The organism is Streptomyces sp. NBC_00005 (assembly GCF_045160215.1).
Lineage (GTDB): Bacteria > Actinomycetota > Actinomycetes > Streptomycetales > Streptomycetaceae > Streptomyces.
Window position 1 is genome coordinate 9810263 of the sequence record NZ_CP108316.1, and the last position, 26381, is coordinate 9836643.

The 26381-nt window shown below is 71.7% G+C and carries 26 protein-coding genes; 10 read left to right on the forward strand and 16 right to left on the reverse strand.

The window, feature by feature from the left end:
• Nucleotides 1–11 precede the first annotated feature (11 nt).
• Nucleotides 12–392: a VOC family protein gene (locus OG303_RS44740; RefSeq protein ID WP_405875740.1), complete on the reverse strand. Its 381-nt coding sequence runs from the start codon at nucleotides 390–392 to the stop codon at nucleotides 12–14.
• Between the two features lie 167 nt (nucleotides 393–559).
• Here OG303_RS44740 and OG303_RS44745 point away from each other — a divergent pair, with 167 nt between their 5' ends.
• On the forward strand, nucleotides 560–1087 hold the full coding sequence (locus tag OG303_RS44745) for an SMI1/KNR4 family protein (RefSeq protein ID WP_405875741.1): 528 nt from the start codon (nucleotides 560–562) through the stop codon (nucleotides 1085–1087).
• A 9-nt stretch (nucleotides 1088–1096) separates the two neighbouring features.
• Here OG303_RS44745 and OG303_RS44750 read toward each other — a convergent pair whose 3' ends face one another.
• From OG303_RS44750 to OG303_RS44770, 5 genes are read right to left on the reverse strand one after another with little or no spacing between them, the layout of a single operon-like run.
• On the reverse strand, nucleotides 1097–1492 hold the full coding sequence (locus tag OG303_RS44750) for a tautomerase family protein (protein ID WP_405875743.1): 396 nt from the start codon (nucleotides 1490–1492) through the stop codon (nucleotides 1097–1099).
• Nucleotides 1493–1514: 22 nt separating this feature from the next.
• Nucleotides 1515–2423, reverse strand: a complete 909-nt coding sequence (locus OG303_RS44755; protein ID WP_405875744.1) for a phosphotriesterase — start codon at nucleotides 2421–2423, stop codon at nucleotides 1515–1517.
• Complete coding sequence (locus OG303_RS44760) at nucleotides 2420–3004, reverse strand: DUF4865 family protein (RefSeq protein WP_405875745.1); 585 nt, start codon at nucleotides 3002–3004, stop codon at nucleotides 2420–2422. Before OG303_RS44760 ends, OG303_RS44755 begins: the two co-directional genes overlap by 4 nt.
• A gap of 11 nt (nucleotides 3005–3015) precedes the next feature.
• Nucleotides 3016–3426 carry a cupin domain-containing protein gene (locus OG303_RS44765; protein ID WP_405875747.1) on the reverse strand — a complete coding sequence of 137 codons (411 nt, stop codon included), beginning with the start codon at nucleotides 3424–3426 and terminating at the stop codon, nucleotides 3016–3018.
• A 12-nt stretch (nucleotides 3427–3438) separates the two neighbouring features.
• Nucleotides 3439–4008 carry a TetR/AcrR family transcriptional regulator gene (locus tag OG303_RS44770; protein ID WP_405875749.1) on the reverse strand — a complete coding sequence of 190 codons (570 nt, stop codon included), beginning with the start codon at nucleotides 4006–4008 and terminating at the stop codon, nucleotides 3439–3441.
• A 190-nt stretch (nucleotides 4009–4198) separates the two neighbouring features.
• Between OG303_RS44770 and OG303_RS44775 the strand changes: the two genes are divergently transcribed.
• Genes OG303_RS44775 through OG303_RS44785 form a run of 3 tightly spaced genes read left to right on the forward strand, consistent with a single transcriptional unit; the run spans nucleotide 4199 to nucleotide 7790 of the window.
• Nucleotides 4199–4486: an SHOCT domain-containing protein gene (locus tag OG303_RS44775; protein WP_405875751.1), complete on the forward strand. Its 288-nt coding sequence runs from the start codon at nucleotides 4199–4201 to the stop codon at nucleotides 4484–4486.
• Nucleotides 4483–5232, forward strand: a complete 750-nt coding sequence (locus OG303_RS44780) for an ABC transporter ATP-binding protein (protein WP_405875753.1) — start codon at nucleotides 4483–4485, stop codon at nucleotides 5230–5232. Before OG303_RS44775 ends, OG303_RS44780 begins: the two co-directional genes overlap by 4 nt.
• A complete protein-coding gene (locus OG303_RS44785; protein ID WP_405875755.1) occupies nucleotides 5229–7790 on the forward strand; it encodes an ABC transporter permease in 2562 nt (853 codons plus the stop codon). The genes OG303_RS44780 and OG303_RS44785 overlap by 4 nt, the downstream gene beginning before the upstream one ends.
• Before the next feature lie 27 nt (nucleotides 7791–7817).
• Here OG303_RS44785 and OG303_RS44790 read toward each other — a convergent pair whose 3' ends face one another.
• On the reverse strand, nucleotides 7818–8348 hold the full coding sequence (locus tag OG303_RS44790; protein ID WP_405875757.1) for an ATP-binding protein: 531 nt from the start codon (nucleotides 8346–8348) through the stop codon (nucleotides 7818–7820).
• Between the two features lie 231 nt (nucleotides 8349–8579).
• A complete protein-coding gene (locus OG303_RS44795) occupies nucleotides 8580–8903 on the reverse strand; it encodes a hypothetical protein (protein WP_405875758.1) in 324 nt (107 codons plus the stop codon).
• Nucleotides 8904–9234: 331 nt separating this feature from the next.
• On the opposite strand from OG303_RS44795, the gene OG303_RS44800 reads away from it, so the two are divergent.
• On the forward strand, nucleotides 9235–10359 hold the full coding sequence (locus OG303_RS44800; RefSeq protein WP_405875760.1) for a PLP-dependent cysteine synthase family protein: 1125 nt from the start codon (nucleotides 9235–9237) through the stop codon (nucleotides 10357–10359).
• An 18-nt stretch (nucleotides 10360–10377) separates the two neighbouring features.
• On the opposite strand, the gene OG303_RS44805 is transcribed toward OG303_RS44800, so the two are convergent.
• Together OG303_RS44805 and OG303_RS44810 are read right to left on the reverse strand one after the other, a co-directional pair.
• Entirely contained in the window at nucleotides 10378–10848 is a 471-nt protein-coding gene (locus OG303_RS44805) for an SRPBCC family protein (protein WP_405875761.1), read from the reverse strand.
• Nucleotides 10849–10940: 92 nt separating this feature from the next.
• Nucleotides 10941–11759, reverse strand: a complete 819-nt coding sequence (locus OG303_RS44810; protein ID WP_405875762.1) for a DeoR/GlpR family DNA-binding transcription regulator — start codon at nucleotides 11757–11759, stop codon at nucleotides 10941–10943.
• A gap of 286 nt (nucleotides 11760–12045) precedes the next feature.
• On the opposite strand from OG303_RS44810, the gene OG303_RS44815 reads away from it, so the two are divergent.
• Nucleotides 12046–14364 (forward strand): hypothetical protein, encoded by a 2319-nt coding sequence (locus OG303_RS44815; RefSeq protein WP_405875763.1) that lies wholly within the window; start codon nucleotides 12046–12048, stop codon nucleotides 14362–14364.
• Between the two features lie 106 nt (nucleotides 14365–14470).
• Here the strand turns inward: OG303_RS44815 and OG303_RS44820 are convergent, their stop codons facing one another.
• The 4 genes from OG303_RS44820 to OG303_RS44835 all read right to left on the reverse strand — a co-directional run bounded on the left by OG303_RS44820 (nucleotide 14471) and on the right by OG303_RS44835 (nucleotide 19128).
• A complete protein-coding gene (locus tag OG303_RS44820) occupies nucleotides 14471–16906 on the reverse strand; it encodes a right-handed parallel beta-helix repeat-containing protein (protein ID WP_405875764.1) in 2436 nt (811 codons plus the stop codon).
• Between the two features lie 107 nt (nucleotides 16907–17013).
• Nucleotides 17014–17619 carry a hypothetical protein gene (locus OG303_RS44825; RefSeq protein ID WP_405875765.1) on the reverse strand — a complete coding sequence of 202 codons (606 nt, stop codon included), beginning with the start codon at nucleotides 17617–17619 and terminating at the stop codon, nucleotides 17014–17016.
• Nucleotides 17620–17822: 203 nt separating this feature from the next.
• On the reverse strand, nucleotides 17823–18650 hold the full coding sequence (locus tag OG303_RS44830; RefSeq protein ID WP_405875766.1) for an MOSC domain-containing protein: 828 nt from the start codon (nucleotides 18648–18650) through the stop codon (nucleotides 17823–17825).
• Between the two features lie 43 nt (nucleotides 18651–18693).
• The gene (locus OG303_RS44835; protein ID WP_405875767.1) at nucleotides 18694–19128 is read right to left on the reverse strand and encodes a DUF6643 family protein; all 435 of its coding nucleotides are present in this window, start codon (nucleotides 19126–19128) and stop codon (nucleotides 18694–18696) included.
• A gap of 293 nt (nucleotides 19129–19421) precedes the next feature.
• Here OG303_RS44835 and OG303_RS44840 point away from each other — a divergent pair, with 293 nt between their 5' ends.
• Nucleotides 19422–20735: a TerD family protein gene (locus tag OG303_RS44840; protein WP_405877788.1), complete on the forward strand. Its 1314-nt coding sequence runs from the start codon at nucleotides 19422–19424 to the stop codon at nucleotides 20733–20735.
• Between the two features lie 5 nt (nucleotides 20736–20740).
• On the opposite strand, the gene OG303_RS44845 is transcribed toward OG303_RS44840, so the two are convergent.
• Nucleotides 20741–21922 carry a glycosyltransferase gene (locus OG303_RS44845; RefSeq protein WP_405875768.1) on the reverse strand — a complete coding sequence of 394 codons (1182 nt, stop codon included), beginning with the start codon at nucleotides 21920–21922 and terminating at the stop codon, nucleotides 20741–20743.
• A gap of 57 nt (nucleotides 21923–21979) precedes the next feature.
• On the opposite strand from OG303_RS44845, the gene OG303_RS44850 reads away from it, so the two are divergent.
• Both OG303_RS44850 and OG303_RS44855 read left to right on the forward strand, forming a co-directional pair.
• Nucleotides 21980–22765, forward strand: a complete 786-nt coding sequence (locus OG303_RS44850; protein ID WP_405875769.1) for a glutamate racemase — start codon at nucleotides 21980–21982, stop codon at nucleotides 22763–22765.
• Between the two features lie 106 nt (nucleotides 22766–22871).
• Nucleotides 22872–23417, forward strand: a complete 546-nt coding sequence (locus OG303_RS44855; protein ID WP_405875771.1) for a hypothetical protein — start codon at nucleotides 22872–22874, stop codon at nucleotides 23415–23417.
• 9 nt (nucleotides 23418–23426) lie between these two features.
• Here OG303_RS44855 and OG303_RS44860 read toward each other — a convergent pair whose 3' ends face one another.
• A complete protein-coding gene (locus tag OG303_RS44860; protein ID WP_405875772.1) occupies nucleotides 23427–24494 on the reverse strand; it encodes an O-antigen ligase family protein in 1068 nt (355 codons plus the stop codon).
• 244 nt (nucleotides 24495–24738) lie between these two features.
• On the opposite strand from OG303_RS44860, the gene lnt reads away from it, so the two are divergent.
• Nucleotides 24739–26349: an apolipoprotein N-acyltransferase gene (lnt, locus tag OG303_RS44865; RefSeq protein WP_405875774.1), complete on the forward strand. Its 1611-nt coding sequence runs from the start codon at nucleotides 24739–24741 to the stop codon at nucleotides 26347–26349.
• The last annotated feature ends 32 nt before the right edge of the window (nucleotides 26350–26381 follow it).

Here is a 26381-nt window from a genome sequence, read left to right on the forward strand (position 1 = left end):
GACAAGGGCCGTCAGAGCGGCGAGAGGCGGGCCTTGAGCAGGCAGAACTCGTTGCCTTCGGGATCCGCGAGAACGTGCCAGGGCTCGTCCCCGGTCTGGCCGATGTCGGCCGGGCGCGCCCCGAGCTTCAGGAGGCGTTCGAGCTCGGCGTCCATGTCGCGGTCGGTGGCGTTGACGTCGATGTGCAGCCGGGACTTCCCGGGCTCCGGCTCGTCCCTGATGCTGAGGAAGATCGTCGGCTGCGGTCCGCCGAACCCTTCGCGCGGCCCGATCTCGATGCTTCCGTCGTCCTCGCGATCGAGCACCACGAAGTCCAGGACCTCGCACCAGAACCGAGCCAGCACCTCGGGGTCGCGGCAACCCAGTACGAGCTCACTCATACGGCATGCCATCGATGAAACCTGCTCTCGGCGTGGGGACTGCCGGGGTGGTCGCGCGCCTGTCTCAGGGGCTCCCAGCAGTGAGGACACTCTCGCGACCGTACCGAGCGAGGCGAGCAGGGGCGAATTTGATTTCCGCGGCCAGAAGCGTTGTCAGTGGCGGCGGTTAGCCTGCGGACATGATCGAGACGACCGGCGACGACCACCGCTTCCTGCCTGCCCTGGCCGACGTGGCCCGAGTGGAGTTCGACTACGACGAGGGCGAGGGTGTCGACTACGAGCCGTACGCCGCTTTCGACTCCGCAGAGGAGACCACCCACTGGCTGCGCCAGTGGACCGGCAACCACGAACTCGACGGCGATGCGTACCGGGTCTTCGGACAGGACGGCACCGGCGGTCTCGCCGCCCTCTGGTGCGTGCGCCCGGGGCGGCCCCTCGCCGACCAGCCCGTGGTGTTCCTGGGCTCTGAGGGCGACCGCGGTGTGGTGGCCGGGAACCTGTCCGACTTCCTGTGGGTGCTGGCCGACGGCCTGGGGCCGATGGAGGTCGTGGAGCACGAACAGTACGAGGGACGCCCGAACGCGGCGCTGACTGAGCTCGCCGAGCGGCACGCGACCACCCCGCGCCGCGCCGTCCGGGAAATGGTCACCGAGGCACAGGCCGAGTTCGCCACATTCTCCGAGGACCTGGACAAGCTCTGCCGCTGAGGCGGCCGGTCAAGAGCCGCTCGCATCGAGGTACTGGGCCACTCCGTTCCCGAGCGACCAGTTCGCCGACTCGTTCTCGGTCACGGTGACGAACACGTTCCGTGGCTCGGTCCCCGCGTAGGCGTGGGCGAGTTCGGCGATGCGCCGGTACAGCGCCTGCTTCTGCGCGGGCGTGCGGCCGGAACGCATGGTGATCGCCACGTAGACGATGCCGTCGTCCCGGTGCACACCGAGGTAACCGCCATAGCGCAGCGTGCTGTTGAGGCCGTCGTGGCCGACCAGGACCTGGAAGTGGTCGTCGGGCGGGATGCCGAGGGTCTCGACCAGGGCCTCGTGCACGGCGCGGCCCAGCGCGTCGAGGCGTGCCGGGTCGGCCCGCAGGGCGTCGATGCGGACAAAGGGCATGTCGGCGATTCTCCGTTCCCGCTCAGCGCCACTCCACGGCGAACGCCCGGCCGGGGTTCACCGTGAGGACACGGTCCGTCAGTTCCTCACCCAGCTCCAGCGCGAGCCGCGGCCGGACTCTGCGCAGCAGATACGGCATCCCCGGCCCACCGTCGACCGACCGCGCCCCGGCCACCACGGTGTCTCCGCCGAGCAGCAGCCGGTGCCCGAAACCCGCCTCGGCGAGGGCCCGTACGGCGTCCGGCATGCGCCAGTCGGTGGCGTGATGGGAGCGGGACGGGCCGTCGAACGCCAGCCAGCAGCCCGCCTCGGCGGCCTGGCGCTGCACCACGAGGTCGGGGGAGCGGTTGAGATGGCCGAGGATCACGCGGTCCGGCGGGACCCCCAACTCGCCGCACAGCAGCTCCAGTACGTCGAGTGCGCCCGTGCCCAGCTCGAGGTGCACGGCGATCGGCGCGCCCGTCGCGTGGTGTGCCTCGGCCGCGGCGGTCATCGTCCAGCGGGCGTGCGCGTCGAGGGCATGGAAGCCTCCCGCCACCTTGACGAGCCCGGCGCGGACCCCCGACGTGCCGATGCCCTCGGTGAGTTCGGAGACGAACACGTCGGTGAGCCTGCCGCGCAGCTCGTCCAGCAACTCCGGTGAGTAGTGGGCCGCCTGGTGCAGTCCGGTCGCGCAGACCACGTGCACGCCGGCTGCCCGGGACAGCAACGGCAGGTCGGCGACCCGCCGCCCCATCCCGTACGGCGTCCACTGGACGACGCTCGCCCCGCCCGCCGCGTGGAACGCCTCCAGCTCGGCCCGTGCGGCGTTGGCGTCGTTCAGTTCCTGGCCGGGCAGTTGGGGGCTGCGGAGGAAGAGGTGGTCGTGCGCGTCGCACACGCCCAGGTCCTCGGGCCGCACGTCGCCCAGCACCGTACGGACGCTGCTCACCACTGCCGCCCGCGCGGCAGCCGGTCACGCCCCGGCGCCGACATGTGCAGCACCTCGAACACGTCGCCTTCGGCCTTCGGCGCGTCGTGCTCCCACAGCGAGAAGTGGACCAACTCCCAGCGGCTCGAGTCCACGGCTGCCGCCGCGAGCACCGCGCCGTCCTCACCGGCCAGCCGCTCGGTCTCCCGCGCCGCATCCGTCATGACTCCGGCCAACTCCACGCCCTCCGGCACCGGTTGGCGCCTGCGCACCGCGAACCTCGCCGGGAGGCCGGCGGTGCCGCCCTCCTCGTAGGCCAGTCCCGTCCACTGTCGGACCGACGGTCGCCCGAAGTCGTTGCTGAGTCCCTGGAAGGCGCCGCCCCAGAGGAAGGTGTTCATGCCCTCCATGGTGTTCCAGAGGTAGAACGGCGCGTACTGGTTGACCGGCGAGCCGTTCACCCCGCGCTCGCGCAGGAGGTACGTCTTGAAGCCGAGGCCCTCCCAGTCGTCCAGCAGATGCCGGACGCGGGCGACGCGGCTGCGGATGATGCCCGTGTCGTAGTCGGCGGGCAGGGTCAGCTCGTACTGCATGGCGTGCATCGGATGCCTCCTCAGGCAGGGGAGCCGTTCGTGGGGTATTCCTCCGGGCCCACATGCGCGGCCCACTCCGTCGTCGTGCCGTCCTCGGCCGCCTCGACGACCGCGAGATGCGTCATGAAGGTGCGCTGCCCGGCGCCGTGCCAGTGCCACTCCTCCGGCTCGATCCACACCGTGTCGCCCGCGCGGATCGCCTCGACGTCACCGCCCTTGCGCTGCACCAGCCCCTCGCCGTCCAGGACGTGCAGGACCTGACCGTGCGGATGACGGTGCCAGGCGGTGTGGGCGCCGGGCGTGAAGTGGACGTTGAACATGCGCAGTCGGGACGGGGCCGCGGGCGCGGCGATCTCGTCGAGCCACACCGAGCCCGTGAAGTTCTCCGCCGGGCCCTGCCGGGTGTCGGGGCGCTTCCTGGTGATGTGCACAGACCTGAACTCCTAACGAGGGGCGAGAACGGAGAGCAGCCCCCGGACAGCGGCGTCGAAGGCGGTGGGGGAGCCGGAGGCACGCGCGAGGACGTAACCGCCCTGGACGGTCGCGAGGACGGTCGCGGCGATCTCCTCGCCGTCCAGCGAGGGCGCGAACTGCCCCTGCTCCTTGCCCTCTTCGACGATCCCGGCGATCAGCTCGCGGATCGCGTCGAGCGTGTCGTCGACCGGGGCGCGCAGCTCTTCGCTGGCGATGATGTCCGGATCCATCGTCAGCCGCCCGATCGGGCAGCCACGCAGCACGTCACGCTCGCGCCGCAGATACGCCTCGATGCGCTCGTACGGCGTCCCCGGACCGCTGAGTACTCCCTCGGCGGTGGTCCGCAACTCCTCGGCCGTCCGCCGGATCGCCGCCAGCGCGAGATCCGGCTTGCCCTTGAAGTGGTGGTACATGCTGCCCTGCCCGGCACCCGAGCGCTCCAGGATCGCCTTTGGGCTGGTGCCCACGTAACCGCGCTCCCACAGCAGCTCACGGGTGGACTCGATCAGTCGCTCCGAGGTGCTCTCCGAGGTGCTCATGCGGTCACTGTACATACTAGTAGTTACAGAAGTCGAGCCGAATCAGCCATGGAGCGGGAGCAGCGGAAACCACCCCCGTGTACTCCCCGGGAGGTACGCGCAGTGCCGCTGGCCGTACGACGACCCGGACCCCTCCCCGGCGGGAGTCTCGAAGGCATCACCACCCGACCCACTCAGGAGATGACTCGAGATGCAGACCTTCGCAGACTGGCACGGCGGACCCGGCCCGTGGATCCTCTTCTTCCCGCTGATCTGGGCAGCCGTCGTGATCGGCGTCGTGACCGTCCTGCGCCGCACCCTGTGGCGCGGCCGCCGTGGCCCGTGGCGTGCCATGGAGGACAGCCGCCCCACCGGCGACTCGCCTCTCGCAGTGCTCGGCCGCCGCTTCGCCTCCGGCGAGATCGACGAGGACGAGTACTGGCGTCGGCTGTCCGTGCTGGACGAGCAGTTCGGCCGTACGAAGGGCGGTGCGGCGTGACCACCACGACCGCCCTGCGGACGGCCGCCCGGGTCGTCGAGGCCGTGAAGGTGTACGGCCGTGGCGACACCGAGGTGAGGGCCCTGGACGGGGTGAGCGTCGACTTCCCGGTCAGCCGCTTCACCGCGATCATGGGGCCCTCGGGCTCCGGCAAGTCCACGCTCATGCACTGCGCGGCCGGTCTCGACACACTCAGCTCCGGTGCCGCCTACATCGGCGACACCGACCTGGGCGGTCTCGACGACCGCCGCCTCACCCTCCTGCGCCGCGACCGCGTCGGCTTCGTCTTCCAGGGGTTCAACCTGGTGCCGACGCTGACCGTCGCGGAGAACATCACGCTGCCCCTGGACCTCGCCGGCGGCAAGGGGGATCTGGAGTGGATCGACGCGCTGGTCGACGTCGTCGGCCTGCGCGACCGCCTCCACCACCGTCCCTCCGAACTCTCCGGCGGTCAGCAGCAACGCGTCGCCGTGGCCCGGGCGTTCGCCGGGCAGCCGGACGTCGTCTTCGCCGACGAGCCGACCGGCAACCTCGACTCGCGCTCCGGCGAGGAGGTGCTCGGCCTGCTGGGCCGCGCCGTGCGACAGACCGCCCGCACCGTCGTCATGGTCACCCACGACCCGGTCGCCGCCGCGCACGCCGACGAGGTCGTCTTCCTCGCCGACGGACGCCTGGTCGACCGCATGGATTCCCCGACCGCCGACCGGGTCCTGGACCGCTTGAAAGCCTTCGAGGTGCCGTCATGAACGCCGCCGTGCGCCTGAGCGTGTCCTCCCTGCGTGCCCACAAGCGGCGCTTCGCCGGCACCTTCCTCGCCGTGTTCCTCGGCGTGGCCTTCCTGGCCGGCACCCTGGTCATGGGCGACACCCTGCGCGCCAGCTTCGACTCGATGTTCGGCAACGCGACCAGCGGCACGGGTGCCGTGGTGCGCAGCGCCGACGCCATCACCACGCCCGGCGAGAGCGAGGGCGTGCGCCGGCCCGTCGACACGGCCCTGGTCGGCACCCTGGAGAAGGTGCCGGGCGTCGCCACCGCCGCGCCCGACATCGAGGGCGCCGGACAGCTCGTCGGCAAGAACGGCAAGCCCATCGGCGGCCAGGGCCCGCCCACCCTCGCGGGCAACTGGATCACCGACTCCGAGCTCAACCCGTACCGGCTCGCCGGGGGCCGCGCCCCGCAGAAGTCCGGCGAGGTCGTGGTCAACCGCGGCGCCGCCGACAAGGGCGACCTGAAGATCGGCGACACGACCATGCTGCGTACACCCGACCCGGTCAAGGTGACCATCGTCGGCCTGGCGACCTTCGGCGGCGAGGACGGCATGGCGCAGGTGACCTTCACCGGCATGACCCGCGCCGACGCCGAGAAGTACCTCACGGCCAGGCCCGGCGAGGCGGCGAGCATCAAGGTGCGGGCCGGGCCCGGCATCAGTGAGAAGGAGCTCGTCGACCGGCTGACTCCCGTGCTGCCCAAGGGCGTTGAGGCCATCACCGGTCAGGAGTCGGCGCAGGAGAACACCGACATGGTCTCCAGCCAGTTCCTGAGCATCTTCACCACCTTCCTGCTCGTCTTCTCCGGCATCGCCCTGCTCGTGGCGACCTTCTCCATCCACAACACCTTCGCGATCGTCGTCGCCCAACGCACCCGCGAGAACGCCCTGTTGCGTGCCCTCGGCGCCTCCCGCCGTCAGGTCACCGCGACGACCCTCGTCGAGGCCACTGTCGTCGCCGTGACCGCCTCGGCGGCCGGTCTTGCGGGCGGCATCGGTATCGCCGCCGGGCTGCAGGCGCTGTTCCCGGCCATCGGATTCCCCTTCCCCGACGGCAACTTGGTGATCAGCGTCCTGTCCATGGTGCTGCCGCTCGCAGTCGGCATCGTGGTCTGCCTGGGCTCCGCGCTCCTGCCGGCCGCCCGCGCCGGTCGTACCGCTCCGCTGGCCGCACTGCGCGAGACGGCCGTCGACGCCTCCGGAGCCTCCCGCCTGCGTGCCGTCACCGGCCTGGGCCTCGCCGCCCTCGCCGTCGCGGTGACCCTCACCGGCGTCCTGGTCTCACCGTCCATATGGCTCGCGGGACTTGGCGCCGTAGTCGCCCTGGTTAGCTTCGTGGTCCTCGGCCCGGTCGCCTCCTCCACGGCCGTACGGATCCTCGGCGGCCCCCTCGACAGACTGCGCGGCGTCACCGGCTCACTCGCCCGGCGCAACGCCCTGCGCAGCCCGAAGCGGACGGCCGCCACCGCGAGCGCCCTGATGATCGGCGTGGCCGTGGTCTCGCTGTTCACCGTCTTCGGCGCCTCGCTGAAGGCGACCATGGACCAGACCGTGTCCCGGTCCTTCGCCGGCGACGTAGCCGTCAGCACCCCCTCGTTCGGCGCGGGCGGCAGTGGCCTGAGCCCCCGGCTCGCCGGCGCGATCCAGCAGCTGCCCCAGGTCGACACGGCCGTAGGACTCGGCCGAGGAGTTGCCCAAGTCGACGGCAAGGGACGGGCGTTGACCGTCACCGACCCGGTCGCCCTGGAGCGCACCTTCGACCTCGGCAAGGTCCAGGGCTCCCTGCGCGACCTCGGCGCCGACGGCATCGCCATCACCCGGACGGAGGCCGACAAGCAGCACCTCGCCACCGGCGACAAGGCACAACTCGCCTTCACCGACGGCAAGAAGGAGACCTTCACGGTCCGCGCGGTCTACGGCCAGTCCGAACTCGCCGGGGATTACGTCATCACCCGCACCGCCTGGGCCCCGCATCGTATCCAGGACTCCGACACTCTCATCGCCGTCTCGTTCAAGGACGGCGTGAGCACCGACGCGGGCAAGGCGGCCGTGACCAAGGTCGCGGCCCAGTACGGCAACCCCGAGGTGCAGACCCGCGACGACTACGCGCAGTCCTCGGCCGGCGGCATCGACATGATGCTGACCCTCGTCTACGCCCTGCTCGCCCTCGCGGTCCTCATCGCGCTCCTGGGCATCGCCAACACCCTGACCCTGGCGATCCACGAACGCACCCGCGAACTGGGCCTGCTCAGGGCCGTCGGTCAGACCCGTTCCCAGCTGCGGGCCATGGTCCGCTGGGAGTCGGTCCTCGTCGCCGCCTTCGGCACGGTCGGCGGGCTCGGCCTCGGCGCCTTCCTCGGCTGGGTGCTGGTCAAGGCCTCGGACGGCGCCAGCGACAGCGCCTTCGCCTTCGCGATCCCGCCCGTGCAACTCGTGATCGTGGCCCTGGTGGGTCTCGCGGCCGGAGCCCTCGCGGGCCTGCGCCCGGCCCGGCGGGCGGCCCGCCTGGACGTGCTGCGCGCCATCGCCACCGAGTGAGACACCGGGGAGGAGGTCACCGCCCGGTCAGCCGGCAACGGCCGACCGGGCGGGAGCGTGTGCGGACCTGAGCCCGTCGACCGCGTGCTCGACCTCCGCGAAGCGGTGGACCGGCTTGTCGGCCGTACGGCGTGGAGGGCGGGCCGGCGCCGCGACCGGAGCCGGAGCGGTGGGCAGCGTGAACCAGACGACCTTGCCCGACTCGCCGTCCGGACGCACTCCCCAGCTCTCGCTCACCGCGGCCACCATGGCGAGCCCGCGCCCGGTGGTGTCGGAAGGCTCCACGTCCCGCACCTCGGGCAGCCGGGGGTCGTGGTCGTGCACGGAGACCGTGAGCCGGTCGAGCAGCAGTTCTATCTCCACGGTGCACAGCTTGTCGGGCTGGGCGTGCAGGTGGACGTTGGTCAGGAGCTCCGTCACGCCGAGCGCGGCCCGGTCGATGAGGGAGTCCATATGCCAGTAGCGCAACTGCGCAGAGACGATTCTGCGGACCTGGCCGATCCGCGACGGCAGGGCTTGGAGCTCCACCGTGCAGTGCCTGCTTGGGTGAGTGATCACGGCTGCGACTCCCCGACTGAAGAGGTCCGGAAGAACACGGAAGACGGATCCGGCAGAGTGGCTGACGAACACGGCCACCTGCCGTCGTGCCCGGCGGCTGGTTCGCAGCGTTATCGCCGGTAAACCCAGAGTGACGTGAGAACAGCGTGACTCAGGGGGCGCGGTACCGCAACTCGCGGTCGGCTCCGTCGACCGCGGGGTGCAGCTCGCCCCGCTGTCCTGCGGGATCTGTCAGCCGCCGCGCCCCGCCGCTTTCCGTACGGCCTCGATGAACCGGCGTGCCGCGGGCGGCCCGGGCTCGCCCGGTGCGGGGTCGTGATCGCCCAGAGTCAGCAGGTACCGCTTGCCGTTGAGGTCCGCCAGCGCCCGGTCGTCCGCCGCGAACCAGGGCTTGGAGGCGCGCACCGCCTGCACCGGTGCGCTGTCGATCTCGGTGCCGTAACTGGTGAGCAACGCAAGCCTGCCGTCGCTGATCCGGACCTGCCCGGCCCGGGTGAGCGAACGCAGCCGTTTCCCTATCCGCACGCCCGTCGCCGTGAACTCCGGCTCCGCCATGCCGCCCGCCCCCTTGTACGCGTCCGGTGCGCCGGACCGGCCGCCTGCGTGGGCCGTGATCCAGCTCCTGTCGTGCTCCAGTGTGCGCCCCCGTTTCGGTGCAGTCTGCCCGCACCCGGCGTCGAGCACCAGTACGCACGGCACCCACGGACCGAGCGCCCGGAGCACTCGCGCGAATGCGCCCCCACACCCTGGTACACCGCTGCCCCAGGTCGCTCTTTGAGGTTCCCAAAGAGATGTTTATGCAGGTGAGAAGCGTGCGGAAGGTGTCTATGATCGATGAGTCGGCCGCGCGACGCGCCGTCGGCGCACAGCGTAAGGAGCCCCCGTCGTGAGCACCCCCCAGCAGACCCGGACCGGCGAAACCCTCGACGTCGACCACAGCGACGCCGCCTACCGTGCCTGGCTGAAAGAGGCCGTCCGCAAGGTCCAGGCCGATGCCAACCGCTCGGCCGACACGCACCTGCTCCGGTTCCCGCTGCCGGAGAAGTGGGGGATCGATCTGTACCTGAAGGACGAGTCGACCCACCCCACCGGCAGCCTCAAGCACCGGCTCGCCCGCTCACTCTTCCTCTACGGACTGTGCAACGGCTGGATCCGGCCCGGCCGCCCGGTGATCGAGGCGTCCAGCGGCTCGACGGCCGTCTCCGAGGCGTACTTCGCGAAACTGATCGGCGTGCCCTTCATCGCCGTCATGCCGCGCACGACGAGCGCCGAGAAGTGCCGCCTCATCGAGTTCCACGGCGCTCAGTGCCACTTCGTGGACGACTCACGCAGGATGTACGAGGAGTCGGCCCGCCTGGCGGTGGAGACCGGCGGCCACTACATGGACCAGTTCACCTACGCGGAACGTGCCACCGACTGGCGCGGGAACAACAACATCGCCGAATCCATCTTCCGCCAGCTGGAGTTGGAGCGGTTCCCGGAGCCCGCGTGGATCGTGGCGACGGCCGGCACCGGCGGCACCTCCGCGACCCTCGCGCGCTACGTCCACTACACCCAGCGCGACACCCGCATCTGTGTGGCCGATCCCGAGAACTCCTGTTTCTTCGAGGGCTGGACCACCGGCGATCCGGACGTCACGTGCGACTGCGGCTCACGCATCGAGGGCATCGGCCGCCCCCGCATGGAACCGAGCTTCGTGCCCGGCGCCATCGACCGGATGATGAAGGTTCCCGACGCGGCGAGCGTCGCCGCCGTACGGGCGCTGGAGCGCACCATCGGGCGCAAGGCGGGCGGCTCGACGGGCACCGGACTGTGGAGCGCGCTGAAGATCGTCGCAGAGATGGTGGCCGAGGGGCGCCGGGGCAGCGTGGTGACGCTGCTGTGCGACCCGGGCGACCGGTATCTGGACAAGTACTACTCGGACGCGTGGCTGGCCGAACAGGGCCTGGACATCGAGCCGTACACGGCGGCGATCCACTCGCTGCTGGCAACGGGCGTCTGGCCCGACTGAGCGCCGGCGTCCGAGGCCCTAGGACGCGAGCCGCCGGTCCAGCGAGGTCACCGCGTCCCGGAAGGCCCGCCCCAGGCCCGCCCGAGCCGCCTTGAGGACGAGCCGGAACGGGCCCGTCCCGTCAGCGGCGAAGGTCCACTGCACGCGCGTGCCGGTGCCGGCTGCCACGAGGCGCCACTCCTCGACCAGGGCCCGCATGCCAGGAGCGTTGGTCACGTCGGCACGGTAGGCGTACACCTCCGCCTCCTTCGCCGCGAGCACCGTCTCCTCGAAGCGCGTGCCGCCTGTCAGCAGGACCTCGCGCCGGGCTCCGTCGTCGAGCGGCCGGGCCAGCCTCACTGCAGTGAACCACTCGGCCCAGCCCGGCACGTCCTCGGCGAGTGCACGGAACACCGCCTCCGGGGCGGCGGAGACCTCCCGCGCGAAGACGAGACGTACGGGCGCGGTGTCGACGAAGTCGAGCCCGACGGGGCGCAGACGGCGAGCCATGGACGTGAACCCCCTTGGCGGAGAAGGGCGGTTGACCGGGCAGCGTCACGATAACTGGCGTTCCGTCAGATGTCTGCACCGCCCGGAGGGGATCAGCTCTCCGGCTCGCCCGCCACGACCAGCCGACGCAGATGCTCGGAGATCTCCTCACGCGCGTCGCCCGCCAGCCCCGCGTCCGTCACCAGCGTGTCGATCTGCTCCAGCGCGGCGAACGAACTCAGGCCCACCACACCCCACTTGGTGTGGTCGGCGACCACCACGACCCGCCGCGCCGACTGCACCAGGCGCCGGTTGGTCTCGGCCTCCGCGAGGTTAGGCGTCGACAGGCCGGCCTCGACCGATATGCCATGCACCCCGAGGAACAGCACGTCGAAGTGGAGCGCCGCGATCGCCTGGTCGGCCACCGGCCCCACCAGCGAGTCGGAGGGCGTGCGCACCCCGCCGGTCAGCACGACCGTGGCCGCACCCTGCCGCGGGCCGGAGGTGCGCTGCGCCGCGTGGAAGACGTCGGCCACCCGGACCGAGTTGGTGACGACCGTGAGGTCGGGCACGTCCAGCAGCTGGTGCGCCAGTGCGTACGTCGTCGTACCGCCCGACAGTGCGATCGCGCTCCCCGGCGCGACCAGCTCCGCCGCGGACCGCGCGATGTCCTCCTTGGCCGTCAGCTCCAGGCCCGACTTGGCCTCGAAGCCCGGCTCGTGCGTGCTCGCCTCGACGACCGGCACCGCGCCGCCGTGCACTTTCTCCAGGACGCCCTGGCGGGCCAGCGCGTCGAGATCGCGGCGCACGGTCATGTCCGACACGCCGAGCTTGCGGGTCAGCTCGTTGACGCGAACCCCGCCCCGGCGCCGGACCTCGTCCAGGATCAGGGCGCGCCTCTGCTCCGCGAGGAGGTTCTGATTCTCACTCACGTACGCTCCGGTCCTTTCGCCTCAAGCAGTCCGACACGCCCTGCGCACCTACTGCGACAAGGACATTCTCCCCGGCCCGGGTGCACGGACGTCCCATCCTTGCACGGGTGGGTGCCCAGGGCGCCACCCACCCGACGCGGGCATGCCACCAATGCCTCATCCGATCCCCGCATGTCACTCGGATCGGGGAGATTCGGTGTCCACGGCTGTGCGCCCCCGCCGGAGGGGAGATCCTTGTGCCCGCACTGGCACAAGGAGACGGCGCGTCACGGGGGAAGTGCGAACAGTGGAACGTGCGCAGCGACATGCTTCGACGGACGGCCCCGCACCGGGGCCCGGGGAATCCGGAACCGCCCTGGAACTCCTGGTCCACGGGGTGGGCGGCACCACGCCCCAGGAGATGCTGAACGATCCGCGCACGGTGCGGATCACCGGCGACGACACGGCGGCCGTCTTCCGGCGTGCCGAGGACGTCGACGCGGAGAGCAGACCCGACGACTACCGCGGCAGACCGGTGCCGGAGGCGTACGTCTGGTGCAACCTCACCTCCGGCAACAGCGCACGTGCCCTGTGGCTGTTGCTGCTGCCGTTCATGGTCGCCAACCTCGCCCATTGGATGCGCCCCACCGCACGCGGCCGCAAGCGGACGGTGCGTTTCTACGGGCTGCTGGTGCGGCTCGTAGGGCTGACTTTGACGGTGCTGCTGGTCGCGGCCGCCTGCGAGGTCGCCCTGGACCTGGCGGCCTGGCAGTGCGCGGGCACGCGCGCGTGTGCCGAGCAGCACTCCTGGCTGGGCTTCCTGTCGCCCGACGTGTCGGACCACGGCTGGTGGAGCAGGCCCGGCCGCCGGCTCGCCGTCGCGGCCCTGGTGCCCGCCGTGCTCACCGGGCTGCTCTGGTACCTCTCCCACCGCACCTGGAGCGCGTACGAGTCCGAGCAGCCGATGTCCCGCGGTCCCGAACCGGACGAGGAGACCGGCCGCACCGCCCTGGGCCGGCCCGGCTTCTGGTACGGCCGCCGGCTGGTCGCCCGGCTGCGCGCCGCCCACACCGCGGCGGGCCTGCTGACGGTCGCCGCGGCGGTCGCGGCCTCCGCGGCTCGCTTCGACCGCAGACCGGGCGGCCCCGCCGTACTCGACACGCTGGGCTGGCTGCTCTATGCGGCGCTCGCCGGGACCGCCGCCGTCGTGCTGTGGGTGGTCTGCCGCCGGGGACGCAGCGAGAACCGCCTCGACCAAGAACTCGACGAGCACCTCGTACGCCGCCTCCCGCTCGGCGCCCTCCTCCTGCTGCTGCTCGCCTCGGTGTACGCAGGCTGGGAGCGCCCCGGGTGGCAGTCGGCCGGCCGGCTCGCCGGAGGCGGCACCACCTTCGGCGCCATCGCCCTGGTCCAGGGGTTGCTGGTGATCGTCCTCGCGGTGGTCGCCCACCTGCTGTACCGCACCCACCCCGACCCGCGCTCGGTGCTGCGCGGCAGGGGCGGACCCGCCGTCGCGATGCTGGCCTGCGCCCTGGGCGGCGTGATGTCCGGCGGCGTCTCCCAGCGGGTGTCGGACTGGCTGGACGGCACCGGCACCTCCATCGACGGCCCGCCGGTCCTGCTGACCTGGCAGTCGTCCGTGATCCCCGTACTGCTCCTCGTCCTGGTCGTGTTCTGCAGTTGGCTCGGGTGGCGGGCCTGGATCCTGCGCGGCACCGAACTGGGCACCGTCGAGCTCGACTACCCCGGCGAACCCAAGGACACGGCGCGCACCCGCCGCATCGCCACCACGCGCGCGCTGGCCACGCTCACCGACCGCGCTGCCCTCGTCGTCGCCGTCACCGCCGTCGCGACCCTGATCCTGGGCGCCGGAGCCATCGTCGGCGCGAAGATCACCGAAGAGGCGCCCGGCGAGGCCGCCCGGCATGCCGCCACCTTCGTGCAGGGCGCGGCGGAGACCGCCCAGGCCCTGGGCTCCTGGCTGATCGGACTGGGCTTCATACTGTTCGTCACCTGGGGCCGGCGCGCCTACAAGGACGCCTCCGCCCGTCGCACCATCGGCATCCTCTGGGACGTCGGCACCTTCTGGCCGCGCGCCGCCCATCCCTTCGCCCCGCCCTGCTACGCCGAGCGCGCGGTGCCCGACCTGACCTGGCGGATGGCGACCTGGACGCGCGCCACGGGCGGCCGTCTCGTCATCTCCGGGCATTCCCAGGGCAGCGTGCTCGCGGCCGCCGCGGCCTGGCAGCTGACGCCGTCCGTCCGTAAACGGGTCGCCCTGCTGACCTACGGCTCCCCGCTCGAGCGCCTCTACGGCCGCTGGTTCCCGGCCCACTTCGGCCCCGCAGCCCTGAGCTCCCTGCACCACGATGTCGACTGCTGGCGCAACCTCTACCGGCTCACCGACCCCATTGGCGGCCCGGTCCGCCTGTCTGGCGACTGCGGCCCCGAGGTGGACTGCGGCCCGCTGAAGGACCCGCTCGCCTACGGCCGCACCGCCCAGCACCCGCTGCCCGCCCCGATCCTGGGTCACTCCGACTACCAGGCCGACCCGGCGTTCGCCGAGGAGCGGGAACGGCTACTGGCCCGTCTGCGCCGGGAAGTGCCGGGCCCGCGCCCCGGGTAGGAACCGGGGGCCGTCCCGCCCGAACTGCCGCAGGCCGCCGTCCTGTTGCTGGTGCCCGTGGCTGCCCTACCGGTGGCCTGGGTCCGGGGATGGGCGGCAGCCCGGTCTAGGAGGATTCCGGAAGGTCCTCGGCGAAGAGCAGAGTCAGGTCGTCCGTGCTCGGTTCGTCGAAGTGGGCGACCCTGCTCGCGTGCCGCTCGACCATCGCCTCGAAGGTCTGGCGGGCGGTCCGGCCGTTGCCGAACGCCGGGCCCTTGGGGATCGCCGTGAAGTACTTCAGCAGGGCCTCCGCGGTGCCCGGCGCCAGCCGGTACTCGTGCTCGTCGGCCTGCTGCTCGACGATCCGCAGGAGCTCCTGGGGGTCGTAGTCGCTGAAGGTGATGGTCCGTGAGAAGCGGGACGCCACACCGGGGTTGACCGACAGGAACCGTTCCATCTCCGCCGTGTAGCCCGCGACGATCACCACGACCGCGTCCCGGTGGTCCTCCATCAGCTTCACCAGCGTGTCGATGGCCTCCCGGCCGAAGTCCCGGCCCGAGTCCTCCGGCGACAGCGCGTACGCCTCGTCGATGAACAGCACACCGCCGCGCGCCCGGTCGAAGGCCTCCTGGGTGCGGATCGCCGTCGAGCCGATGTGCTCGCCGACCAGATCGACGCGGGACACCTCGACGAGATGGCCCTTCTCCAGCACGCCGAGCGAGGCGAGGATCTCGCCGTAGAGCCGGGCCACGGTCGTCTTGCCGGTGCCGGGGGAGCCCGTGAAGACCAGATGCCGTTTGACCGAGGCCGCCTTGAGGCCCGCCTGCTGGCGACGCCGGCCGACCTCGATCATGTCGGTCAGTGCCCGCACCTCGCGCTTGACGCTGTCCAGGCCCACCAGCGCGTCGAGTTCACCCATCACGGCCTTCGACGTCCGCGTCGGCGGCTCGGGTTGAGCGGCGGCGAGCAGGGGCTCCTGTTCGGTGGTGCGCTGCCCGGGGATCGCGCCGAGCAGCCCGGGCGACTGACCGGTCGTCTGTACGGCGGGCTCCGGGGCGGCGGGCGACCCGAGGCCCGCGCTCTCGTCGCTGGTGCAGTCCTCGACGACGGGGCCCGTGCCAGGCGCGGCGTCGCCGGCTTCCGCGAACTCGTACCCACCGCGCGCGCACCGCTCCGTACGGCACTTCCTCAGCGTCGTACGGCTGCCGTCGATCACATGGAAGCCATAGCCGCCGCTGCCCGTCACACGGCAGTTGAGGAAGCTGCCGCGCCCGCCCGCCGACACGTAGAAACCCGCTTCGGCGGGGGAGTCGACCGTGCATCGCTCGATGGTGGGATCGGCGCCCTTGGTGACGATCACGCCGGTCTGCGTGCCGTCGATGGTGCAACTGTTGAGGGTGCCGCCGCTGCCGTGGTCGCGGAACCAGGCGCCCGTCGCGGCGTCCCGGATGCGGCAGTCGTCGAGCTGCGCGGTCGCACCGTCGCTCACCGACACGGCCGTATTGCGCACCTGGGACAGGTCGCTGTCGACGACGTCCGCGCGCGAGCCGCGGTCGAGGACGAACAGCGCGTCCGGCACGTCGTGCACCCGGCAGGAGTCGAGCACCACCGTGGCGCCGTCGCTCACCCACACCGCCGGGTAGTCGCCCGTGCTGTCGAAGATCTCGCACTGGTTGGCGTCCACGCGCGTGCCCGGATCCCACACCGACAGGCCGTTGCGCCCGAACTGACGCACCGTCGTCCGGGTCAGGGTGAGCACCGAGCGCGACCGCAGGTCGACCGCGTTCTCCGGGATGTCGTGGATGCGGCAGTCGGCCAGGGTGAGTACCGCGTCCGTGTCGAGCGTGACACCGTCCCCCGTGGTGCGGTGCACATCGCAGTCCGTGAGGTGCGCGGTGGCCCGGCCGGTGACCTGGACCCCGCTGCCACGGACCTCGTACACCTCACAACCCACCGCCTCCAGGGCGGAGTTCTCACCGGTCGCCGACAGACCCGCCCCCGAGGCGTGATGGATCCGGCAACGCTCCAGACGCGGGTGCGCACCGCCGCGGACCGCGACCCCCGACTGACCGGCGGACACGACCTCGCACTCCTCGAACACTCCGCCCCCGCCGTCGAGTACGGCGATACCGATGCCGGCCGGATTGTCGACGGTGCACCGCCGCACGGTCGGACGCGCGCCCCCGCGCACCTCGATCCCGGCCGCGGACCGGGTGATGATCCGGACGTCCAGCAGCTCCGGCGTGCCCTCCTCGACGAGCAGGGCGGGCGCCGCGGCGTCCTGCCCCTCCACGTGGAGGTCCTGGACCACGGCCGAGGCGCGCACGGTCAGCGGCACCCCGTCCACGGGCGCGATCCGCACCGAACCGGGGGAGCCCTCCGGCCCGCGCAGGGTCACCGACCGCTGCACGACGAGGTTTTCCCGATACGTACCGGGCGCGACGGTGAGGACGTCGCCGTCGGCGGCGGCCTCCAGGGCGGCGGCAAGCGATGCGTACTCACCCGTGCGGCGTCGCCACCGCGATGTGCCGGTGTGCGTCACCTGGACCGTGCCCTGTGCCATGGTGTTTTTGTGCCCCCACCTCGTGATACGCGGGTTGATGCCGAAGGGATCGGCCGGTCCACCGTAGCGTGCGCGCGGGTGGTGGGTTGACCAGAGCCGGAAGGCCGTCAGCTGCCGGTGCCGGTCCTGCCCCAGTCCGGGCCCGCCCGGTCCCAGGCCTGGTCCCAACGGGCGTACCGGCGGCGGACCATGCGCCAGACGATCAGCCGCCGGCCACTCTCGACGGCACCCGCGGTGAGCATGGCGGCACCGAACCCGGCGAGCACCGCATGCGTCGTCGCCGTCGCGGGATCCAGCGGCCGGGCCACTATCCGGCCGTGCTGGTCCGTCCATATCTTGAAGTGGTCGCCATGGTGCGGGGACTTGAGGTTCGCCATGGCCGTGCCGTGCTGGGCGGAGCCGTCCGGCGCGGTCCAGTCGGCGACGACGCGGCTGCGCAGGTCCCGCGACGAGGAGGTCTCGGGGTCGGTGTCCAGCGGGGAGCGGTCCAACTTGCGCACCACGGTGGCCGTCACCGGGTGGCGGGCCGCGCGCTGGTCCCGGACGGACTGCTGCAGGGAGTCCTCGGCGATGCCGGCGACGAGGGAACCGATCACGGGTGTGACGACCAGGATCAGCAGCAGCGCCACCAAAGCCACCCAGGCCTCGATCAGATCGCTCGTGCGCCGCAGCGGATTGTGCCGCCAGCGCCAGAGTCCGCCGATTGCTCGCACCGTCCCCGCACCCCCTTCCGGCTCCGTGATAACCCCCCGCGGAGCCGTTCACGTGCCGGCCCCGTCAAAGAGAGAGCGAAATCACCCGCTCCCTGGGCCTCTCATGAACTTCTCACGAAAACTCAACGCGCAGGCCCCCGGCCTCGGTTCCCGCGCAACGGGCGTTGTCCGGATCTTTCTTCGAGGGCCGCTCGCGAAGCCCTCTACTCGAGGACCGTCACCGGATCGCCGACCCGGATGGTGCCGGGGGAGAGCGGCACCAGGTTCTGTCCGAAGACCAGCTTGCCGCCGATGCGGCGGTGGCGTCCCAGCGAGGCGAGGGGCTCCTTGCCTCGCGCGGCGGTGCCCTGGTCGGTGGTGGTCACCACGCACCGCCCGCACATCTTGGCGACACGGAAGGTGACTTCGCCGACGGCGACGCGCGACCAGCCGTCCTCGGCCCAGGCGGCGGTGCCGGCCACGACCACGTTCGGCCGGAACCGGTTCATCGGCAGCGGCCCCTCGGCCGGGTGAGCGCCTTGGGCGATCAGGGAGTTGAGGGCGTCGAGCGAGGCGGCCGTGGTGAGCAGCAGCGGGTAGCCGTCGGCGAAGCTGACCGTTTCGCCCGGTCGCGCGTACTCCGGATCGACGGGCCTGCGCGTGGCCGGATCATCCATGTGCACGAGGCGCACGTCGGCGCCGAGATAGTGGCTGCACCAGGCGTGTGCGGTCACGTCCTCGGCGAGGATCCCCTCCACCTTGTCGCGGAAGATCTCCACCGGCACCGTGCCGACCGGCCGGGGAACCGCAACGGTCAGCGGGTCCATGCCCGGGGCGGACAGCCGAACGCCGCCGCCGGGTACGAGCTCGGCGGCGGCGAGGGCAAGTCGCGGCTGCTGACGCTGGGTGACGACCTTTCCCCCGTCGTCGATCAGCGCCCAACGCCGGTCTCCGGCCAGCCCCCAGGGCTCCACGACGGCTTCCCGGGGCGCGAGGCCCCGGAACGCCTTCACCGGATGGACGTGAATCGACTGCAGCAGAGCGTTCCCCATGAGGTCATCGTGCCAGGTGGCAGTGACAACCAGGGAGGACGGCTCAGTAGCCGCCGCGGTACTGCTGCTGGTTGTTGTACGGGTCCTGATACGGAGCCGGCGCGGGCCGGGGAGCGGCGGGGCGCATGGCCTCGTAGCCCATGCCGGTTGCCATCGGCCGTTGTGGCTGCGGCTGCTGCGGACCGGGATAACCGCGCGCCGCCGTGGCCTGCTGCGGGATGTACGCCGCGGGCGCCTGCTGCAGCGGAGCCGGCTGCTGCGCCTGCGGATAGCCGTAGGACTGGGAGGGGCCCGCCGGAAGGGCGGGGAGTGCCGAGGGCAGGGCCGGCAGATAGCTGCCCGGCGCGTCGTACGCGGCGGGGACCCGGATCGGAGCGATCTGCGGGGTGCCCCGCTCGGCGACGAGCCTGTCGTAGATCGGGGTGTCCGGGAAGGCGGAGTAGTAACCGCCGCCGAAGGTGGAGCGGGGGGAGGTCATGGCACATAAGTTAAGCCCTCGATGTGCTAGTTGGGGAGACCGATAAGAGGGTTGTTTTCAGTGTCGCCAGTGACGCGGGATCCCCAATGCGAGCGAACTTGTCAAAAAAGGGCGTCGAACGAGGTGCTGATCCGGTAAAGGCCAAGTTCCGGGCGGGTTACCGGCGGGTTGGCCGCCGGTCCCTGTGTGCTCCCCATGGGAGTTCACTGTTGTGGGGAATAGGTTGTGCGGGTGGAGAAGCCGAAGGGTTGCGCGGACAGGCGCGGTGACACGTGATGGGGGCAGACATGTCAATGCCGAAAGGGTCGAATACGCCGGTGCCGACGACGGCACTGCGGGTGGAATTGGGCTGGCGTTCCGGGCCCGGCGTGCCCGACGCGGACGCGTCGGCGCTTCTGCTCGTGGGCGGCAAGGTCCGTTCCGACGGCGACTTCGTCTTCTACAACCAGCCGGCGCACTCCTCCGGCGCGGTCCGGCACGAGGGCAAGCGGGACGCCGGCGGCCGCATCGTCGACAGTCTCCTGGTCGACCTCGCGCGCGTGGAGCCCGCGATCGAGACCGTCGTCCTCGCCGCCTCCTCGGACGGCGGCACGTTCGGACAGGTCCCCGACCTCTACATCGAGGTCCGCGACGCAGCCCAGGGCACGGTGGTGGCCCGCTTCGACAGCACGGGCGCGAGCGTCGAAACCGCTTTCGTGCTCGGTGAGTTCTACCGCCGCCAGGGCGCCTGGAAGTTCCGCGCCGTCGGCCAGGGCTACGGCAGCGGACTCAAGGGCCTGGCAACCGATTTCGGCATCACGGTGGACGAACCGCAAAGCACCGCACCCCCCGCCCCCGCGCCGCCGCCCCCGCCCGCACCGCCGGTGACCATGCCCCCGCCCGTCGCCCCTCCGGTGACCATGCCGCCGCCGGTGGCGCCCCCGGCCGCCGTGCAGCCGCCCCCGCCGCCGGCACCCCCCGCGCAACCGGTCCGCCTGACCAAGGTGACGCTCACCAAGGCGGCCCCCGCGGTCTCGCTGGCCAAGCAGGGCGGCACCTCGGGAGCCATGCGCGTGAACCTCAACTGGCAGGTGCGCAAGCAGTTCTCGGGCTGGGGCAGCAAACGCGGCCGCGCGGTCGCCATGCACGCGGACCTCGACCTCGACCTGTGTGCCCTGTACGAACTCACCGACGGAAGCAAGGGCGTCGTACAGGCCCTCGGCAACGCCTTCGGCGCCCTGAACCGGCCGCCGTACATCCACCTCGACGGCGACGACCGCACCGGCGCCGTCGACAGCGGCGAGAACCTCACCGTCAACCTCGACCACACGCAGAACTTCCGGCGGATCCTCGTCTTCGTGACCATCTACGAAGGCGCGCGGTCCTTCGCCGACCTGCACGCCACTGTCACCCTCCAGCCCCAGTACGGCGCCGCGATCGACTTCTCGCTCGACGAGTGCACGGTCCCCTCGACGGTGTGCGCCCTCGCCCTGATCACCAACACGGGCAGTGACCTGGTCGTCCAGCGCGAGGTCCGCTACCTGGTGCCCGAACGCGGGGTGAGCCCCCAGCGGACCATCGACTACGCCTACGGGTGGGGCATGAACTGGACTCCCGGCAAGAAGTGAGCGCTCTAGAGAGGGTGCTCGTCCGCGACGGCGTCCGGGCGTGCGTAGGTGCGGCCCTTCCAGGCCCCACCACGTCCCCTGTAGTGCTGCACCGCGGAATCGACCGTCATCAGGAGATAGAGGAACGCGGTGAACGGCAACAGCGGAGCGAGCCACAACGGCTGCCGGTAGTAGCGGAGCATCGGAACATACGTCCCCGTCATCACCAGCCACGCGAGACCGCTGCCGACCGCGGCCGCCGTGTCCCCCGTGGCCAGACCCACGACCAGGACCACGGGCGGCACCAGATACACCAGGGCCAGCCCTACGACCGTCCCGAACAGCAGCAGCGGATTGTGCCGCAACTGCGCGTACGCGCTGCGTGACACCATCCGCCACAGGTCGTGCAGCCGCGGATAGGGCCGCACGCTGTCCACCCGTTCGGCCAGCCCCAGCCAGATGCGACCGCCGCTGCACTTGACCGCGCGCGCGAGCGCCACGTCGTCGATGACGGCGTGCCGGATGGAGTCAGGGATCCGCGCCCGCTCGGCGGCCTCGGCGCGCAGCAGCACGCAGCCGCCCGCCGCGGCCGCCGTCCGCGCGTCCTTCCTGCCGATCCGGCGAAACGGGTACAGCTGCGCGAAGAAATAGACGAAGGCCGGCACGACGAGCCGTTCCCACAGGCTCTCCACCCGCAGCCGGGCCATCTGCGAGACGACGTCGAAGCCGCCGCCGCGTGCGGCGGCGACCAACTCCCGCAGGCTGTCCGGCGCGTGCGCGATGTCCGCGTCCGTCAGCAGCAGATATTCGGGGCCACGCGCGCGTGCCAGGCCGATGCCGTGCCGTACGGCCCACAGCTTGCCCGTCCAGCCGGCGGGCGGTTCGCCGGGGGAGTCGACGGTCAGGGGAAGTCCGCCGTGTGTGTCCGCCAGTGCGCGGGCCAGCTCCCCGGTGCTGTCCGAGCTGCCGTCGTCCACGAGGAAGATCTCCGCCCGGCCCGGATACTCCTGCGCGAGCAGGGACGGCAGGCTCGCGGGCAGTACGGCGGCCTCGTCACGCGCGGGGACGACGACGCAGACCGACGGCCAGTTGTCGGGGTCCTCGCGGGGCGGCAGTCTGACGTCCGTACGCCAGAAGAAGCCCTGACAGAGCAGCAGCCACAGCCAGGCGGCGAGTGAAACGGCGGCGATCCACGCGATGGCGCTCACCCGCGCAGTCTGCCCCACCCGACCGGCCCGCAAGGGCCCATCGTCTATCGTGGCCGGGTGAAGATCGCGCTCATGGACTCCGGAATCGGTTTGCTGGCGGCCACCGCGGCGGTACGGCGTCTTCGACCCGACGCGGATCTCGTGCTCTCCCTGGATCCCGACGGCATGCCCTGGGGCCCCAGGACTCCCGAGGACCTGACCCAGCGCGCCCTGGCCGTCGCGGAGGCGGCCGCCGCGCACCGGCCCGACGCCCTGATCGTCGGCTGCAACACGGCGACCGTGCACGCTCTGCCCGCCCTGCGCGCCCGCCTCGAACCTGGTCTGCCGGTCATCGGCACGGTCCCGGCGATCAAGCCGGCCGCGGCCGGCGGCGGCCCCCTCGCGATCTGGGCGACACCCGCCACCACCGGTAGTCCCTACCAGCGCAACCTCATCGCAGAGTTCGCCGGCGGCGTCGCGGTCACCGAGGTGCCGTGCCACGGGCTCGCCGAAGCGGTGGAACACGCCGACGAGGCAGCCATCGATGCCACCGTCGCCGCGGCCGCCGCGCTGACACCCGACGATGTAACGACCGTCGTCCTGGGCTGTACCCACTACGAACTTGTCGCCGAGCGCATCCGCGCCGCCGTGCAGCAGCCCGGCGTCCCACCGCTCGCCCTGCATGTCTCCGCAGGCGCCGTCGCCACCCAGGCGCTGCGCCGCATCGGCGAGCAGCCCGCCCCCGAGGCACCGGCCACCGGAACCCTGACGGTGCTGCTGAGCGGACGCGAGGGCGCACTCCTGGCGCCCGCGCTGGCCTACGCGGAAGGCAGGCTGCTCCAGGCGGTCAGCCCGGCACGGTGACTGAAAGCGACGAAGCGGACCCCTGCGGTCCATGTCGGCCCCGATCGGCGAAGTCACTCTCCGCGACTCGGTGCCCGCACAGTGAAACCTGAGTAATCTCGTAGGCATGAGGGACCACCCCCACGGCGAGAACGCCCAGTACCCCGATGTCTGGACCGGACGCGCCACCAAGCGCATCCAGTGGCTGCCGGCAGTCGCCGGTGCGGCCGTCATGGCGCTCGGCATCGAGCTGGCCGTCGACTCCGCCTGGACGTCGGGCATCGCCCCGCTGGTCATGGCCGTCGTCGGCTGCATCGCCGCAGGGCTGCTGGTCATCCTCGGCACGCTCGCCTTCCTCCATGTCGATCTGAAGCTCGACAAGGAGTGCCTCGAGGTGCGCTGCGGCCACATCGGTGTCCCGCGGCGTCGCATCCCCCTCTCGCATGTCGCCGGCGCCGAGTTCGAGGCGCACGTCACCCCGCGCCAGTGGGGCGGCTGGGGCTACCGCTGGCGGCCCGAGAAGGGCACCGCGGTCGTCGTGCGGCGCGGCGAGGGCGTCGTCCTGCGCCTGTGGGACGGCCATACGTTCACGATCACCGTGGACAACGCCGAGGCCGCCGTCCGGGTCATCAAGGACCGCCTGCGGCCGGGCACGACCGGCTCGCTGCACTGAGCAGTCCCGTCACGGCGTCAGCCGGTCACCGCGCGCGCGTTCGTCCATCTCCTCCTGCGGTGACTCGTCGGCGATCGGCCGGGCCGTGGCCAGGCCCGCGAGAAGGCCCGCACCGACCGACACGGCGGTGAAGCTCAGCGCGTTGCCGACCGAGGCGATCGCCGCGAGCGCCGTCAGGGCCGCTCCCGCGGTCAGTACGACCGGAGTGGGGCGCGGAGAGCGCCACAGTGCGTGCAGCACCCAACAGAAGGACGAGCCCAGCAGGACGACGCCGACGACGCCCTGTTCCGCCGCCTGCTGCAGCAGTGCCGAGTGCGGTTTGTCGTCGGAGAGCAGGGTGCTGGTCGCCGTGCTGCTCAGTTCACCGAAACGCTCCGGGCCCACGCCCAGGGCGGCATTGCGGTGGGCCAGATGCAGGGCGTCCTGCCACAGCTGGATCCTGTGCGGGGTGAGCTGGCCTTCCAGCGACTCGGTGAGCCCGGCGGGCAGGGCTTTCCCGGCGATGGCCCAGGTCAGGCCGGTCACCAGGGCCGCGGACAGGGCGAGGCCGGCGATGCCCAGGCCGCGGCTGCGCATACGGCCGGCGGCGACGGAGCACAGCAGTACGGCGGCGCAGGTCACGAACCCGCTTGTCGAGCCGAGGACGGCCGCGGTCACCGTGATGCCGACCGCCAGCGCACCCATGGCGAACCGTCTGGTCGGCGCGTCGGTGGCCCAGGCCGCGCAGCACGCCGCGCCGGCGCACAGGGTCAGCAGTGCGGCGGTGGCACCTGCGTGTCCGAGCGGCGCGACGATCTGGGGCCCCGGGGCGAGGTGCGGAACAGCCACCGCCAGGCCGAGTCCGGCCAGCGCCCCGGCACACGGCGCGGCCACCGGCAGCAGCGCCCCGCAGATCCGCCCCGCGGCATAGCCGGCGGCCAGGGCCAGCACCGCGAGCAGCACACCCTCCGGACGGCCGTCGTGCACGGCCGCCGTGATCAGCGACCAGGTGGCACAAGCCCCGAGCACCACCACACCCGCCGCGTCAGAAACGTTTCGTCTCTCGCCGTCCTCCCCAGGACCGGCATCAGACGTCATCCCTGTGGAACCCACCCCGCCCCCCGAACCCGACCGAAGCCCCCCGACCTCGTACGACCCCGGCCTCCGGCTCCTGAAGTGCCGGACGACCAAGACTGGGCACACCGTAACTGCTGATGGACGTTTTGTGGATGAGTTGGGCCGAGTTACGCAGGAACGATGCGGCGGCTGCGGTGGGCAGCGCCCCGTGCTGCCAGGCGGACCGAGCTGTCGGCGTCAAGGTCACCCGCCGTACACTCCCGGAGTGACCGTCACCGCAACCTCCGTGGACGAGTCGGACCAGTTGCAGCCGCCGAGCGCGCCCGCATCGCGTGCCGCGCGCCTCGTACGCTTCGTTCCGGCCCTCGCCGCCGCACTCTCCGGAGTGCTGCTCTACGTCAGTTTCCCGCCGCGCATCGTGTGGTGGCTGGCCCTGCCGGCCTTCGCCGCCTTCGGCTGGGTACTGCGCGGCCGCAGCTGGAAGGCGGGACTCGGTCTCGGCTACCTCTTCGGCCTCGGCTTCCTGCTGCCGCTGCTGGTGTGGACCGGCGTGGAGGTCGGCTCCGGACCCTGGCTCGCGCTGGTGGCGATCGAGGCGATCTTCATCGCGTTGGTCGGCGCGGGCATTGCCGCGGTGTCGAAGCTGCCCGCGTGGCCGGTATGGGCGGCCGCGGTGTGGATCGCCGGCGAGGCCGCACGCGCGCGCGTGCCGTTCCACGGCTTCCCCTGGGGCAAGGTCGCCTTCGGTCAGGCCGAGGGTGTCTTCCTGCCGCTGGCCGCGGTGGGCGGCACCCCGGTGCTCGGCTTCGCGGTCGTCCTGTGCGGCTTCGGCCTGTACGAGGTCGTACGCCTGGCCCTGGACGCGCGGCGCACCCGGGACGTCCGGCGCTCGGCCGCGGCCGTGGCCCTGCTGAGCGTGGCCGTGCCGGTGGTGGGCGCGGTGGCCGCCCGTTCGCTGGTGAGCGACAAGGCCGAGGACGGCTATGCGACCGTCGCGGTCATCCAGGGCAACGTGCCCCGCTCCGGGCTGGAGTTCAATGCCCAGCGGCGGGCCGTGCTCGACTACCACGTGCGCGAGACGAAGCGCCTGGCCGCCGACGTCAAGGCGGGCAAGGTCGCCAAGCCCGACTTCGTGCTGTGGCCGGAGAACTCCTCCGACGTCGACCCCTTCGCCAACGCCGACGCCTACGCCGTCATCGACAGCGCCGCCAAGGCGATCGGTGTGCCCATCTCGGTCGGCGGCGTCGTCGAGCGGGACGGCAAGCTCTGGAACGAGCAGATCCTGTGGGACCCCAAGAAGGGGCCCACCGACACCTACGACAAGCGGCAGGTCCAGCCCTTCGGCGAGTATCTCCCGCTGCGCTCGCTCATCGGCGCCATCAACAGCAACTGGACGTCGATGGTCCGCCAGGACTTCAGCCGGGGCACCAAGCCGGGCGTGTTCACCATGGACCACGCCAAGGTCGGCCTGGTCACCTGCTACGAGGCCGCCTTCGACTGGGCCGTGCGCTCCGAGGTCACCGACGGCGCGCAGATGATCTCCGTACCGAGCAACAACGCGACCTTCGACCGTAGCGAGATGACCTACCAGCAGCTCGCCATGTCCCGTGTCCGCGCCGTCGAGCACAGCCGGACCGTCACGGTGCCGGTCACCAGCGGCGTCAGCGCGATCATCATGCCCGACGGGAAGATCACCCAGAAGACCGGCATGTTCGTCCCGGCATACCTGGTCCAGAAGGTGCCGCTGCGGTCGTCCGAGACGCCCGCCACCCGGCTGGGCATCCTGCCGGAGATCGCCCTGGTGCTGGTCGCCGCGGGCGGGCTCGGCTGGGCGATCGGCGCCGGGGTGCGCGGGCGGCGCGCCCGGGACGTGTAGCCGCACGCCGGGCGGGCGACCCATGGCCTGCC

Coding starts and splice junctions, on each gene's coding strand:
- OG303_RS44840 (WP_405877788.1), top strand. CDS start 19,422: ATGCCGAAAGGGTCGAATACGCCGGTGCCGACGACGGCACTGCGGGTG.
- OG303_RS44820 (WP_405875764.1), bottom strand. CDS start 16,906: ATGGCACAGGGCACGGTCCAGGTGACGCACACCGGCACATCGCGGTGG.
- OG303_RS44740 (WP_405875740.1), bottom strand. CDS start 392: ATGGCATGCCGTATGAGTGAGCTCGTACTGGGTTGCCGCGACCCCGAG.
- OG303_RS44805 (WP_405875761.1), bottom strand. CDS start 10,848: ATGGCTCGCCGTCTGCGCCCCGTCGGGCTCGACTTCGTCGACACCGCG.
- OG303_RS44750 (WP_405875743.1), bottom strand. CDS start 1,492: ATGCCCTTTGTCCGCATCGACGCCCTGCGGGCCGACCCGGCACGCCTC.
- OG303_RS44830 (WP_405875766.1), bottom strand. CDS start 18,650: ATGGGGAACGCTCTGCTGCAGTCGATTCACGTCCATCCGGTGAAGGCG.
- OG303_RS44775 (WP_405875751.1), top strand. CDS start 4,199: ATGCAGACCTTCGCAGACTGGCACGGCGGACCCGGCCCGTGGATCCTC.
- OG303_RS44785 (WP_405875755.1), top strand. CDS start 5,229: ATGAACGCCGCCGTGCGCCTGAGCGTGTCCTCCCTGCGTGCCCACAAG.
- OG303_RS44855 (WP_405875771.1), top strand. CDS start 22,872: ATGAGGGACCACCCCCACGGCGAGAACGCCCAGTACCCCGATGTCTGG.
- OG303_RS44835 (WP_405875767.1), bottom strand. CDS start 19,128: ATGACCTCCCCCCGCTCCACCTTCGGCGGCGGTTACTACTCCGCCTTC.
- OG303_RS44795 (WP_405875758.1), bottom strand. CDS start 8,903: ATGGCGGAGCCGGAGTTCACGGCGACGGGCGTGCGGATAGGGAAACGG.
- OG303_RS44760 (WP_405875745.1), bottom strand. CDS start 3,004: ATGCACGCCATGCAGTACGAGCTGACCCTGCCCGCCGACTACGACACG.
- OG303_RS44770 (WP_405875749.1), bottom strand. CDS start 4,008: ATGAGCACCTCGGAGAGCACCTCGGAGCGACTGATCGAGTCCACCCGT.
- OG303_RS44745 (WP_405875741.1), top strand. CDS start 560: ATGATCGAGACGACCGGCGACGACCACCGCTTCCTGCCTGCCCTGGCC.
- OG303_RS44860 (WP_405875772.1), bottom strand. CDS start 24,494: ATGACGTCTGATGCCGGTCCTGGGGAGGACGGCGAGAGACGAAACGTT.